Consider the following 13,765-nt stretch of genomic DNA (forward strand, 5'->3'; position numbering starts at 1 on the left):
ACCAATTCTATTTTTTTCTTTTCAAAGTATTCTGTAACGTTAGGGGTGCGGCGGCTAGAAGCTTTATGTAAAACTTTTGATTCAATGCCGTATTGGCTCAAAAAATTATGCGTCCGCGGAGTAGCAAATAGGTTAAACCCGGCTCGATCCAACTCCTTAGCTGAGTCTAAAAACTCAATTTTATTATTAGCGCCGCCTAAACTAAGAAAAATGTTACGGCGCGGCAAAGTTACGCCAGTAGCAATTAATGATTTTAAATACGCCGCAGGCAAATTATTCCCAAAACATGCCACTTCGCCGGTTGAAGACATCTCTACAGTTAAAACTGGGTCAGCGCCGCGTAGCCTTGAGAAAGAAAACTGCGGCGCCTTAACTGCTACAAACGGTAGACCAGTGCGCGGCTTTGGTGCTTTGACTGCCTCTCCAAGCATTATTTTAGTCGCCAGCTCAATTATATTTAGTCCCTTTACCTTAGAAATAAAAGGCATGGTGCGTGAAGCGCGTAAGTTGCATTCAATGACTTTGATTTCGTTGTTGATAGCTAAAAATTGGATATTAAACGGCCCGTTAATTCGTAATTCTTTAGCAATTTTTCCTGCCGCGACAATTATTTTATCAATCGTTTGAGCATATAACTTTTGGGTTGGCAAAACTATAGACGCATCCCCGGAATGCACTCCGGCGTTTTCGATATGTTCGCCAACGACCCAGTATTTTAGCTTACCTTTTTGGGCGACCGCGTCAAATTCTATTTCTTTGGCGCCAGAGATAAACTTACTTACTACCACTGGATGTTCTTGGTTGACCGCCACGGCCTTTTTCAAATAATTTGCCGCCTGCTTGTCGTCAAAAGCCACGCTCATTGCCGCGCCGCTCAAAACGTATGATGGGCGGATTAAAATTGGATAACCAACCTTTTTAGCAAAGGCTTTGGCTTCTGCCTCAGAACGGCATTCTTTCCAGCCGGGTTGGTCAATATCTAGGCGGTCTAACAGGGCGGAAAATTTATGCCGATCCTCAGCGCGGTCAATATCGCTTGCTTGAGTCCCTAATATAGGCGCGTGATATTGTTGTAGTTGTTTCGCCAAGTTGTTTGGAATTTGACCACCAACTGAAACAATCACACCCTTAGGCTTTTCAATGTCAATAATATCCAAAACTCGTTCTGCGGTTAATTCTTCAAAATATAATTTATCACTTTCATCATAATCAGTTGACACAGTTTCTGGATTGCAATTAATCATAATTGATTGATAGCCGAGTTTTCTGCTGCTTCGCCCGGCATTAACGGCACACCAATCAAACTCAACCGATGACCCAATGCTGTATGGACCGCCGCCAATTACCATGACTGATGCCTTCTTATTGTCAATTAGGTTATCACTTTGCGTTCCGTGGTAAGTCAAATACAAATAATTAGTTTGGGCCGGATATTCGGCAGCTAAAGTATCAATTTGTTTTACCACCGGCTTAATTTTCCATCTTTGCCGTAAAGACCTAATTTTTGATTCAGGCTGTCGCTTTAATTTAGCTATTTGTTTATCAGAAAAACCATCTTGTTTAGCCAAATATAAAAGTTCAGCCGTTAATTTCTTTTTCTTAATTTGCTGTTCAGTCCGAATAATTTTTCTAATTTTATATAAAAACCATCGGTCAATGCCAGTCAACCGATTAATTTCACTGCCGCGCAGACCTTTACGAAAAGCTTCCGCCACCATAAACACTCGCTGGTCTGTCGGCAAACGCAGTTCTTTTCTAATCGCAACCGGCTTAGCAATAGAATCCAACCCGTCAACGCCGACATTTAACATTCTCAATGCCTTTTGCAACGCTTCTTCAAAACTCCGCCCAATCGCCATGACCTCTCCAACCGACTTCATTTCTGTCCCTATCACTTTTGATACTTGGTTAAATTTCTTTAGGTCCCAACGCGGGATTTTGACGGTTATATAATCTAAGGCCGGTTCAAAACAAGCAATGGTTTTTTGAGTCACTGCATTTTGTAATTCAGTCATGCTATAACCTAAAGCTAACTTCGCGGCAATGTATGCTAAGGGATAGCCAGTCGCTTTACTGGCTAAAGCGGAACTTCTAGAAAGCCTGGCGTTAATTTCAATAATGCGGTACTCGTTTTTTTGTGGGTTAAGCGCATATTGGATATTGCACTCCCCGACTATGCCAAAATGCCGCACCGCTTTAATCGCAATTTCACGCAACCAATGGTATTCATAATTATTTAATGTTTGCGACGGAGCGACCACAATACTTTCTCCGGTATGAATGCCAAGCGGATCAAAATTTTCCATGTTGCAAACAGTAACGCAATTACCAAAACTATCACGCACGACTTCGTATTCTACTTCTTTCCAACCAACCAAGCACTCCTCAATTAAAAATTTATCCCCGACCGCGACATTTTTAGCAATCATCTTTTTAAGCATGGCTGCGTCCTTAGCAATGCCAGAATTTCTGCCGCCTAAAGCAAAGGCAGACCGCACCATAACTGGATAACCAATCGATTGAGCTTGCTTCAAAGCTTCATTCATCGTATTAACGTACTTGCTTTTCGGGAACAGCAACCCGGCTTTTTTCAATTCAGCGTTAAACATGCCGCGATCCTCAGTTTTAATGATCGCTTCAACCGGCGTACCTAAAATTTTTACTCCGTGTCGTTTCAAAACGCCGTGGCGATGAAGCTCAATGCCGCAATTTAAAGCAGTCTGCCCGCCAAAACTCAGCAACAAACCATCTGGCCTTTCTTTGGCGACAATTTTCGTAACAAAATGCCGGTTAACTGGCAAAAAGTAAACTTCATCGGCCATGCCTTTTGATGTTTGCACAGTAGCTATGTTAGGATTCACTAAAACAACCTTGATACCATCGTCTTTCAAGGCCTTGATTGCCTGCGAGCCTGAATAATCAAATTCACCAGCCTCCCCTATCTTCAGTGCGCCAGAACCTAAAATTAATACTTTTCTAATCTTTTGGCTCATTGTCGCTTAACTAATTTAACCCATTCATCAAAAATAAAATTGGTATCAACCGGTCCGGGAGTGGCTTCGGGATGGAACTGGACTCCCCAAAAAGGTTTGCTTTTGTGCTTGATCGCTTCGATCGTGCCGTCATTCGCATTTGTCATCCAAACTTGCCAATGCCTTGGCAGTGTACTTGACCTTACCGCGTAACCGTGATTTTGTGAGGTGATATAGCAGCGCTTTGTATTTTTCACCAAACAAGGTTGATTATGTGATCTATGCCCAAACTTCAATTTATAAGTTTTAGCCCCGGCAGCGCGGGCCATAATTTGCGAACCCAAGCAAATCCCTAAAATTGGTTTTGATTTTTTGTATTGCTGGCTTAACAAATTAACCGTGTCCGGACACATGGCTGGGTCACCAGGCCCGTTCGAAAAAACAATGCCGGCGAAAGCATCTTGGGAGTAATCATAATCCCACGGCACGTGTTTTACCGTAAAGCCGCGACCCAGCAAGCTTCTAATAATATTAAACTTAACCCCGCAATCGACAACCACAATTTTTTGCTTGCCGCCCTTATAAACCCGCGGTTGAGTAATTGAAACTTCGGAAACTAAATTGCGCTTGTTGGGATCGTCAAAATGGATCTTATCGCCGGGAAACTGGATTTTTCCTAAAACTGAACCTTCTTCCCGTAATATAGTTGTTAGGTGGCGAGTGTCAATTCCAGATAGCGCCGGAATTTTTTCTTGCTGCAACCACGCCCCCAATGAGCGGACCGCTTGCCAATGTCTGTAGTCATGGCTATAGTCACTCACAATCACGCCGGCTACTTGTATCCTAGATGATTCGAAATATTTTGGTATCCCCTTCACCACTTTAGATTCTGGTACACCGTAGTTACCAATTAATGGATAAGAAAAAACGAGGATTTGTCCTCGATATGATGGGTCAGTCAAACTTTCCACATAGCCGGTCATGCCGGTATTAAAAACCACCTCACCGGCAATCGATTTAGGGTAGCCAAAAGATTTACCTTTAAATTTTATGTGATTGGGTAAAACTAATTGCGCAATGTCGGCCCGCATATAAATTACAGCTTTGATTTTTTGGCCTTAAAGGTCCAAAACTTGTTAGTAAAAAAATTCCAAAACATTACCACCAGCGTAGCTACCGCCTTACTGAGATAAAACCATGGCGTTGAAGACGATACAAATACCATCAACCAAAGCACTAAATTATTAATGCCTAACCCAACAGTATTAAAGCTGACAAACTTGGCGAACATCGTTTTTTCACTTGATGCATTTGCCGTTGCTTCATGATGAAAGACCCACCAACGATGAATAAAAAACTTAATCGTGACAGCTGTGGCATAAGCGATACTATTAGCTATATATTGTTGAACCCCGGCAATTTCTCTCAAGGCAAACAAAACAGCAAAATCAATCACCGCCACTGCCGTGCCGGTGATACCAAATGAAATAAATTGAATGTAAGGGTTGCGTTGAGTTGATCTGATTTTAGCCTTAAAAGAATCCGCCATAATTATTAATAGATAAGTAAGTCAGTTCTAACTCCCCCAAAATATCGACCAACATCATGCGGGTTAAAGGAATCTAATTTCTTGCCCACAAAATCATAAACTTCAATATCTGCCGGACCCCTGGCTTGACTTACGACCACTTCATCTAAGCCATCATTATTATAATCGAAAACAGAAACTTGTAAACCATGCTCCGACCGGCCGTCAAACACTAAATATTGAGAAATAAAATTACCATTACCGTTAAACATTTTTACAATTGGTTGAGCAACGGTTGCCGGCGCAACCGTAATTAAACTAACTGTCGGATTGGCTAAATTCCCAACCTCAACGTTAACACCGCCCTCAAAAGAGGCGTGATAGGCGAAAAATTGCGCTTTAACGCCGCCTAGGCGGTTAAACACGCGCACGTGCGGTCCGCCGCCCGGTCCGGCTCCAGTGATAATTTCATCTGTGCCATCGCCATCTAAGTCTCCGCTCGCTACATTAACTCCCCCCCTAAATCCTGGCGCGTAGGCAAAAAACTCATTTTCTAAATTTCCGCGATAATCGAATATTCTCACGTGCGGTCCGCCGCCCGGTCCGGCTCCAGTGATAATTTCCAGTTGCCCGTCATTATCAACATCACCGACAGCAATATTAACACCCCCTCTAAAAAATTGATTATAAGCGAAGAACTGGCCGATGCTATTACCAAAACGATCATAAATTCTCACGTGCGGTCCGCCGCCCGGTCCAGGTGCGGTAATGATTTCCGCCGCCCCATCGCCGTTAACATCTCCCGTCGCGACATTGATCGCTCCGTTAAAATTTAAATCGTAGGGGAAGAAACTTGACACTAACTTTTTATTGGCATCTAAAACTTTAACTTGTGGCACTGACTGAAAACCAAGACCAACGACGACATAGACGTTACTAATTTCTTTAGCCGGAGTTTTACCTGCAAATGTTTCGGCTCGATTTACCGCTTTTAGTAAATTGAAACGTCCACTGCCTAAATCTTGGGCAAACTCTGTGTCTACGGCACTTAAGTCATCCGCCGCCTTAATGATAATATCTATCACCTCTCCGTTGCTTAAATCTGGCCTCATTGATCTTACAACCGCGGCTCCGCCAGCAATTACCGGAGAGGCCACAGAAGTGCCGGCAAAGGGGCCCCCATAAAAAGTAGTAAGGCCAACTTGCGGATTATACATAGTCGCCGCATAAAAACCTTCGCCAGGAGCTGAGATATCAACACAATCTGACCCGTAGCTGGAAAAAACCGACTTTCGCCCCAAGTTATCTAAGGCCGCAACTCCAATCACATAGTTAGTGCCGTTAGGGTTGTCATAGCAAACCGGATAGGATTTTTGAACATTTAAATTATTGCCGTTTTCAGGTGAATCCGTATTGCCAGCTGCCGCGACAATTACCACACCTGCGTTGTAGGCTGATTGGATAGCATCATATAAAAACTGATTGTAGCCAAGGCCAAAAAAACTCATGTTAATTACATCGGCGCCGTTAGCGACGGCGTAATCAATAGCTGATTTAACATCTAATGACGATCCTAGGCCCTGATTGTTTAAAACCTTAAGCGACATTACTTTAGCATCCCAACTAATGCCCGTAACACCTTCATTATTATTTGATTCAGCCGCGGCAATGCTTGCCATCACCGTGCCGTGCTGAAGCGCGTCTAAAGAATAGGCTCCGGTAGTGTCTGGATTAATGTTAGAATTTTTGCTCACAAAATTCCAGCCATTGTAATCGTCAATATATCCATTGCCGTCATCATCAATACCATTATTTGGAATTTCATTTTCATTTATCCAAAGCTTGCTTTGTAGATCAGGGTGGTCAGTATCAATACCCGTATCCAAAAAGGCAATCGTTGCATCCCCTTTTAAACCTTTGAGCTGTTTATATAAAAGCTCCTTGGACCAAGCCTCGCGTGCGGAAATAAGTTGAATGTAATTTTGTTTCCCATATTCAGGATCATTGGGAAAATTTGTCGTCTGAAAAATATAATTTAATTCAGCATACTCCACTAAAGGATTGTTGTTATAGGCTGTCAGCACGGATCTTAGATCGCTATTACTTTCAAACTTAAAAGTATATAATCCGCTAAGTTCTTTAAACTTCACAACAATTTGTCCAGATTCATGACTAGCCAATTTCATTTTAGCCATTGTGTCAGTTCGGCCATATATTAAAACCACTGCCGCCAAGACAGTTATGCTAAACAAAACTGAAGCTAAGTTTTTCATAAATCGTCTAAACTAATATCTAAATCAGGTTTTAATTTTAAGGCTTGCTCAAAGGCCTGCTTAGCTAACGTGTCTTCGCTTAATTGCTTATAAGTTTGGGCTAAGCTAACATAGACGTCTGGGTTGTCGGTAAATTTTTCAACAGCTACTTGATACAACCGCAACACTCTTTGGACATCATTTTTGTTTTTGTACATATCTACAAATCTCAAGTAGTCTCCTAAAAGTAAGATATCCCGGCTAATCACATCGTTCAATAACCCGTCAAATTTATCATGCTTGTCTAATAATATTAAAACGCTGCCTAAATTCATTTGTGACTCACGAATATCTGGATTAAGTTGAACCGCAAACTCTAACGCTTCAATCGCCTGGTCTGGTTGGTTTGCCAATAGATATGATTGGCCAAGCTCATAATAGACGCCGGCTCTTTTCTCGCTAATTTCAATGGCTTGATTTAAAACCTTAATTGCTGACTGCGCATATTGCGGGTCAACTCTGGCAGCTCGATTATAAGCTTGGGCTAGCCATAATAAATAACGTGTATTTTGTGGATTGTTAGCCGCGGTTTTTTTAAGCTCTTTTAAAACCAGCTGCATTGCTTTTAATCTGTCATCAGGTGCAATTTTATCATTGCCCAATTGCGGTAACACAAAATTAGCCAACTGTTGCCTAGCCTCATCTTTACCTATTAAGCCAGTGTTAATTGAATGCTCTAATGAATCAACAGCATCATTAAATGTGATTGCTTGCTGATTAATCTGGCGCAGGACTTTAAATAACTCATGGTTCGCCCGGGCCGGTTTAACGTTAAAATGATAGATAAAAACCGCTACCACCAAAATGATTAGCGCCGCCTGACCATATTTAACTTTAATCACATCGTGGTTTAGCTGCCTTTGCTCTGGGCGGCCATGCACCAATGGAACAAGCGAGGCAAAAATTAGAAATATTACAACATCTGTATTCAAAGTATCAAAGACGAATAAATTTTGAATTAAAAAAGCTACTAATAACGCCATTAAGGCGGCAAAAGCTCGGTTGGACCGATCGCGTCGATACAATATTAATAAATACCAAAATGCCACAACAAAAATAGACGCGTAGGCTGCCAGCCCTAAAATGCCAGTGGACACGCCCCAATCAAACACAAAATTATGCGCCCGGTCAAACCATATGCGCGAGCCAGCGTCTTGGTAAATTGGAATCGGAAAATTTTTATTAAAAGCAATATAATAATTTTCCGGGCCATAACCAAGTAATAAATGGTCTTTCCATCCGCTCCAACTCGCCTGCCAAGTCAGTACTCTTGATTCAATTGTAGTGCTGCCAGGGCCCGTCAAAAAACTATTTAAAGGTACAATAATCAAATTAACCGGAAATGACGCTTGGGCCCACGGCTCATTTCTAACTTTATACGCTGTGTAAGGGGTGGCTAAAAGTATTACAAAAACTATAACTGAAAAAAACGCCGCCAAATTTTTCTGCTTGCGCCAAAATGAATAAACTAGCAAAATTACTAACATTAAAACACTGAAATAAATCCCCACTAAAGGAATTTCCTTGCCAAGCCGTGCCAGCACTATTGATTCAGTGACTAACCTGGAGTCGCGAATCAAATAAAAAATAAGTTGAATAAAAATTAGTAATAACCCAAGGCCGTAATAGGTTTGTTTGGTTTTTTTCTTATCGCTCACATGGCCCAAAAATCCAGCCAGTAAAACTAAACCAGCCAGCAGGGCGATTATCGCCCCTCGGGTTTGAGTGTGAAATAAAATGTAAATTTGAAAAATAAGCAATGACCATAAAACTATTTTATTGCTCATATAACGCCAGGGCCGGCTAAGCTTCAAAAGATACCAAATCGCCAGCGCGTTTAACCCAATCGCGATGGCAATTAAAATATTACTTTTCAAAATTGCAAAAAATAAACCTCCATCTAGGCCCCGCGAGCGCATTAAAAACTCATGTCCAACAATAAAAATATCAAACAAAATAATCGACCAAGCGAAAACTTTGGGGTTGAGTTGAAGCTTGCTTTTGGAATTGGACAATAAAAAGAAAAGAACAATAAAAATATTAAGTACTAAATAACCGCCGTAAAAAGCGGCATTGCCTATTGTTCCAGTCAGCCGAGTGCCGCCAGAGGATGCCAAAAAGACCGGGATATTTAACTGCTGGGTTAATGCTAGTAGCGCAATGACTAAATTGACGAACACAGTAAAGGTCAAAAAATCAGCGATTTGCTTTTTGCTTGTGATAAATTGAGTCAGCACAAAAAAGAATAAAAATACGTGCAGATAATGGATAACACCGCTCATCCGCTCGTAGGTGCTAAATAAGCTGCTACGTAAATTCTCGCCGAAAAACATGCTCACAACCATAACCACAAATAGTAATGCGACCGAACCAGAAAGCCAATCTAGGCGCGGGCGCGGAAACTTTTTGGTCATGGCCAAAATCACATAAGCGCCAAATATTATTTCAACAATTATTCTAAAGACAATATTTTTAGGCACAATAAACGGAAAAAAGAACTGGCTATGCAAAAAAGCAGGCAAAAATAAAATGGCATAAATGCCAATTGTAATGAGCCCGCCAAGCACCCAGGCAAGCGCCGTACGCCCTTTTAATGATTGTACTGAAAGCTTCATAATCTTAAGTATTATAATGATTTGTGCCAGCATGGTCAATGGCCTGTTGACATTTAGATCCAAATGCCGTATTCTTTTTTGTTCTTGTGTTCGCAATTGGGCGTTCGCAAGACATAGTTCTTTTAACATAGAAAGGAAGGTGCGCAAGTGCCTAATTCCGGTATTCTATTGGTCGCCAGAGATAAAGCGCCTTCCTTGGCGCTGAGCAAGCTGGCGGCTGAGCTACAAAGTCGAGAAACAGCCGTCATAGCGTTTCTTGGCCATGGCAACCCAATCATCGGAGCCCCCGATCAGATTGTGACGTCAGCCCGTAAGGCCACGGCAGTTGTCATCGGTGTATCCTCGAGCCCGAAGCTCTCGGCTCAGGAGACGCTCGCTGGCTACGCCGCCATTGAGGCTGGAGTGCCCCTCTACGTGTATTGTGACACCTACGGGTGCCACTGGCAGGTACCCACCAAACGCAACGGGCTTCGGGAGTTCGAACGCCTTCGCCCGCCGGTGAGCCAGGATGATCGCTGGGCATGGGTCGGCACCGTTACCCTTCCCCCACGCGATCCCTATCTGCACGTAGCGTCGTGCGCCCTAAAAGTTAAGGACGATGGCGTGGCCCAGCTCTGGACGATTGAGTACAACGATGAATGGCATGACGTCTGACGCTACACGGTGGAAGACGGCCAGATCACACAGCGTCAGTACCTTGACGCCATCGCGCCGGAGACGTACGGCATCGCCTTTAGCCGCCACGTCGCGCCCTGGTTCATCACGGGTGCAAGGTGTGAGCATGCTCGGGGAATCTACCGGGGCGACAAACTGGTTGTGCCGAATGTATGCGGTACCGGACTCGCCTTTCTGCATAACGGTGACCTGCTCGTCGTCGAGTACGGCCGCCACTACCCTGGCGCGATCAAAGGCCGTTCGTGCCGTATCAAGATCGTGCCCAGGGAGATGCTTCAGTAATTTTTACCCGGCGTGCGCCGGTGAGTAGCGTGTATGCTAAGACGCTTCTCATCGGCCCGCCGGGTTTTCCTTTATGCTTGAAAAATTATGGTAAAATCAGTATACTCTAATGAGTTTGCCCCTCGGCTTAGCTTGGGGAATAAATTTATGGGATTAAACGTTAGAAAATTTATTTTAATCATAGGAGACATCATTTTACTATATGTCTCTTTGTATTTAGCGCTTACGGCAAGGTATTTTGTTACGCCAACTTCAGATGCTTGGTTACGGCATGTTTGGCCATTTACTATTGTATTTGCCATTTGGTTTTTAGTTTTATTTATTGATGAGTGGTATGATTTGCGCAAATACCAACAACAATCTAAATTTTATTACACCCTGACGCGAGACATGGTAATTAATGCGTTAATTGCCACAGCTATTTTTTACTTTTTTGCCTATCGCTTTACAAACATTCGCCCGCAAACAATTTTAGTTATTGATGTTGTTATTTTTAGCCTGCTATTTACTTTATGGCGTCAATTTATAATCAGAATTACGAGAAACAAATTAGTTTTACGCAAAGCCATAATCATCGGTAAAAATGAAGAGACTGAAACCGTTAAAAACGAGCTAAACTCTAAGTCTCACTTGGGCTATAAAATAATTGATTTGTTGGCGGTGGAAACGTTTGATTTTAAAACCCTAAAAAATTACATTCGCCAAAATAATATCGACACTATAATCATGGCTAATGACGCCAGGGAAAATCCAGCTATTATTGAGGAAGTGTTTAAATGCTTGGATCAAAAACTAGCCATTCACAACCTAGACACGTTTTACGAAAACATCAGCAGTAAAATTCTAATCAACACTATCGGGCAACTGTGGTTTTTAGAAAATTTAAACGAACAAAGCAAGCAAGCCTTTGATTTGATAAAACGTTTACTGGATATCATCTTAGCGGCTTTGCTTGGATCAATTACATTAATATTGTTACCCTTTATTGCCCTGGCCATTAAAGCTGACAGTCCCGGGCCAATTTTTTATAAACAAAAACGCCTTGGCAAAAACCAAAAAGAATTTGAAATTCTTAAGTTTAGATCAATGGTCGCTAACGCAGAAGCTAACGGCGCGGTTTGGTCAGCCAAAGACGATAAACGCATAACGCGGCTAGGTAAATTTATGCGCAAAACTAGGATTGATGAGTTGCCGCAACTGATTAATATCCTCAGAGGTGAAATGAGTTTTATCGGCCCGCGGCCGGAACGCCCGGAATTTTACCAAGAGTTAAGCAGTAAAGTGCCATTTTATAATGAACGCCACTTGGTAAAGCCGGGACTTACCGGCTGGGCTCAAGTCAATTTAGCGTATGACGCTTCAACTGAATACACAGGAGAAAAACTTCAATACGATTTATATTATATTAAAAACCGATCCATTTTTTTGGATCTAGCCATTCTATTGCGCACAATTAAAACGATTATCTCCCGCGGCGGGCGGTAACTAAGCTTTATTGTTTTTCTCAATTCTCCGAGCCAGCGATGCGGCATCGAGTTTATGATGTTCTAAAACCTCTTGATTACTGCCGCATTCAGGAACTTTATTTAAGCCAAAAGAAATAACCGGCTTATCAAGTTTCGCCGCAATCAAGCTTCCCTGCCCAAAGGTTGCGTAATGATTATCGAGAGTAAAGATTTGATTAAAATTTTGTGTTACCTCACGCAGCCACTTCGTATTAACAACGTTAAGCCAAGGCAAGTTATATATCGCCGCGCTGACGCCTTTGCCATTAAGTAACTCGGCCGCTTTTACTGCTTCACTTAGCAATACCGGACCATAAGCAAAAATCACTATATCAGTCCCATCTAAAATTTTTACACCTTGCCCGCGTACTAATTTGTAGCCTGCCGGAAGTTCAAACGGTGTCTCAACTGGCACACTAACCATGCGAATATACGTACTAAGATCGTTTTCTTTAACTGCCCACCGCAACGCCATCTGAGTTTCTTTCTCGCTACTAGGCTCAACCAAAGTTAACCCCGGCACAGACCCTAAGGCCGATATATCCCGGACTGACTGGTGTGAATGCCCGGGGCCGCCAGGCAAAAGTCCAGCCAATGAACCGACGTAGATTATTTTAGTTTCTTCAGTCGCATTGTTGTATATATGTTCATTTGGCCGCGTTGATAAAAAACAAGCAAAAGAGTGCACCACCGGCAATTTGCCGCCACGCGCCAGACCTCCAGCCACAGATACCATATCTTGTTCGGCGATACCGCATTCCAAAAACCTGTCGGGAAATTCTTTTTTAAATGAAATTTGACCGGTGTCTTTCATCAAATCCCCGTCAAGGACAACTATTTCATCGTGTTCTTTGCCCAGCGCGGCTAACTCACTTTCATAGGCTGAAATTAATCTTTGAGGATGTTGTATTTCCGCGTTTGGGCTAATTTCATGTTCCTCATACTTTAATTTTTCCAATCCCAATTTAATAAGCGCTCCATTAACTCGTTTGGCTAACTCATCCCAAATTTTTTGGTAATCTTCTTGCGCGGGTGCGCCGGCGTGGAAATTGTATAACTCATCTTCGCTAGTATGCTGCTTGGGTTCAGTTATGCTACTCCCCTTACCTTTTACCGTGTCGGCAATAATGACCTGAGGTTTGTCCTTGGTTTGTTTTGCCTGTTCAATCGCCTGGGAAAATTCATGCAGGTCGTGCCCGTCGACCCTAAACACTGCCCAACCAAAGGCTTTAAATTTTGACTCCAAGTCACCTAAATCGCTGACATGTTTAATTTCAATGTCGGATTGTAGTTTATTATGATCAATAATCACAGTAATCTCAGACATTTTATGGTTTACCGCCGGCTGTAAAGACTCCCAAATTTGGCCTTCTTGCAATTCGCCATCTCCCGTCATGACATAAAATCTTCCGGCCTTTCTCTCAAGACGCCTGGCATGTGCCAGCCCGCGCGCTTTAGAAATTCCCATGCCGAGCGAACCAGTGTTAAATGCAATATATGGCGTGTGAATATCTGGATGTCCGGGCAGGCCGCCTAAACGTCGTAATTGATGAATTTTTTCATAGTCTAAATACCCTAACCCAATCAGCGCAGCATACAATCCTGGCGCATCATGGCCTTTGGAAGAAAAAAAAGTGTCTGACTCTTGCTCATTTGGCTGATTTGGATTTTTCATAACATTTGTCCAAAGCCATACCACAATATCTAAGCTTGAAAAACTCGAGCCTAAATGACCAGAGCCAGCCTCCATTATCATAGACAGCGTATTAATTCTAAAAATATCGGCCAATAAAGCCGCCCGTGAGAATCGGTCATTAACCTGCCTGACAACTCTCTCAATTTCTTTTTTCGGTATAAAACGTAGTACGGGCATAGG

9 protein-coding genes are annotated in these 13,765 nt (G+C 42.6%); 3 read left to right on the forward strand and 6 right to left on the reverse strand.

Annotated features, from left to right (window positions below; genetic code table 11):
* From COT81_01810 to COT81_01830, 5 genes are all read right to left on the reverse strand, one after another.
* Positions 1–2,993: carbamoyl phosphate synthase large subunit (locus tag COT81_01810; protein PIS05275.1), on the reverse strand; the 2,993-nt coding region annotated here is incomplete at its 3' end.
* Positions 2,990–4,063, reverse strand: coding sequence for a carbamoyl-phosphate synthase (glutamine-hydrolyzing) small subunit (locus tag COT81_01815; protein PIS05276.1), 1,074 nt, complete (start codon positions 4,061–4,063; stop codon positions 2,990–2,992). The genes COT81_01815 and COT81_01810, both read right to left, overlap by 4 nt.
* Before the next feature lie 5 nt (positions 4,064–4,068).
* Positions 4,069–4,521: a hypothetical protein gene (locus COT81_01820; GenBank protein ID PIS05277.1), complete on the reverse strand. Its 453-nt coding sequence runs from the start codon at positions 4,519–4,521 to the stop codon at positions 4,069–4,071.
* Between the two features lie 5 nt (positions 4,522–4,526).
* A complete protein-coding gene (locus COT81_01825) occupies positions 4,527–6,773 on the reverse strand; it encodes a hypothetical protein (GenBank protein PIS05278.1) in 2,247 nt (748 codons plus the stop codon).
* Entirely contained in the window at positions 6,770–9,556 is a 2,787-nt protein-coding gene (locus COT81_01830) for a hypothetical protein (protein PIS05279.1), read from the reverse strand. Before COT81_01830 ends, COT81_01825 begins: the two co-directional genes overlap by 4 nt.
* Positions 9,557–9,574: 18 nt before the next feature.
* Here COT81_01830 and COT81_01835 point away from each other — a divergent pair, with 18 nt between their 5' ends.
* The 3 genes from COT81_01835 to COT81_01845 all read left to right on the forward strand — a co-directional run bounded on the left by COT81_01835 (position 9,575) and on the right by COT81_01845 (position 11,869).
* Positions 9,575–10,081 (forward strand): hypothetical protein, encoded by a 507-nt coding sequence (locus COT81_01835; protein PIS05280.1) that lies wholly within the window; start codon positions 9,575–9,577, stop codon positions 10,079–10,081.
* Between the two features lie 9 nt (positions 10,082–10,090).
* Positions 10,091–10,384, forward strand: coding sequence for a hypothetical protein (locus COT81_01840; GenBank protein ID PIS05281.1), 294 nt, complete (start codon positions 10,091–10,093; stop codon positions 10,382–10,384).
* Positions 10,385–10,471: 87 nt separating this feature from the next.
* The gene (locus COT81_01845) at positions 10,472–11,869 is read left to right on the forward strand and encodes a hypothetical protein (GenBank protein PIS05282.1); all 1,398 of its coding nucleotides are present in this window, start codon (positions 10,472–10,474) and stop codon (positions 11,867–11,869) included.
* On the opposite strand, the gene COT81_01850 is transcribed toward COT81_01845, so the two are convergent.
* Positions 11,870–13,762, reverse strand: coding sequence for a transketolase (locus tag COT81_01850; GenBank protein ID PIS05283.1), 1,893 nt, complete (start codon positions 13,760–13,762; stop codon positions 11,870–11,872).
* Between the last annotated feature and the right edge of the window lie 3 nt (positions 13,763–13,765).

The organism is Candidatus Buchananbacteria bacterium CG10_big_fil_rev_8_21_14_0_10_42_9 (assembly GCA_002773845.1).
Classification (GTDB): Bacteria; Patescibacteriota; Patescibacteriia; order Buchananbacterales; family 21-14-0-10-42-9; genus 21-14-0-10-42-9.

What these genes read in the sequence shown, in the direction of transcription:
- COT81_01820 (PIS05277.1), bottom strand. Translation starts at nt 4,521, where the DNA reads ATGGCGGATTCTTTTAAGGCTAAAATCAGATCAACTCAACGCAACCCT.
- COT81_01845 (PIS05282.1), top strand. Translation starts at nt 10,472, where the DNA reads ATGGTAAAATCAGTATACTCTAATGAGTTTGCCCCTCGGCTTAGCTTG.
- COT81_01850 (PIS05283.1), bottom strand. Translation starts at nt 13,762, where the DNA reads ATGCCCGTACTACGTTTTATACCGAAAAAAGAAATTGAGAGAGTTGTC.
- COT81_01815 (PIS05276.1), bottom strand. Translation starts at nt 4,063, where the DNA reads ATGCGGGCCGACATTGCGCAATTAGTTTTACCCAATCACATAAAATTT.
- COT81_01830 (PIS05279.1), bottom strand. Translation starts at nt 9,556, where the DNA reads ATGTTAAAAGAACTATGTCTTGCGAACGCCCAATTGCGAACACAAGAA.
- COT81_01825 (PIS05278.1), bottom strand. Translation starts at nt 6,773, where the DNA reads ATGAAAAACTTAGCTTCAGTTTTGTTTAGCATAACTGTCTTGGCGGCA.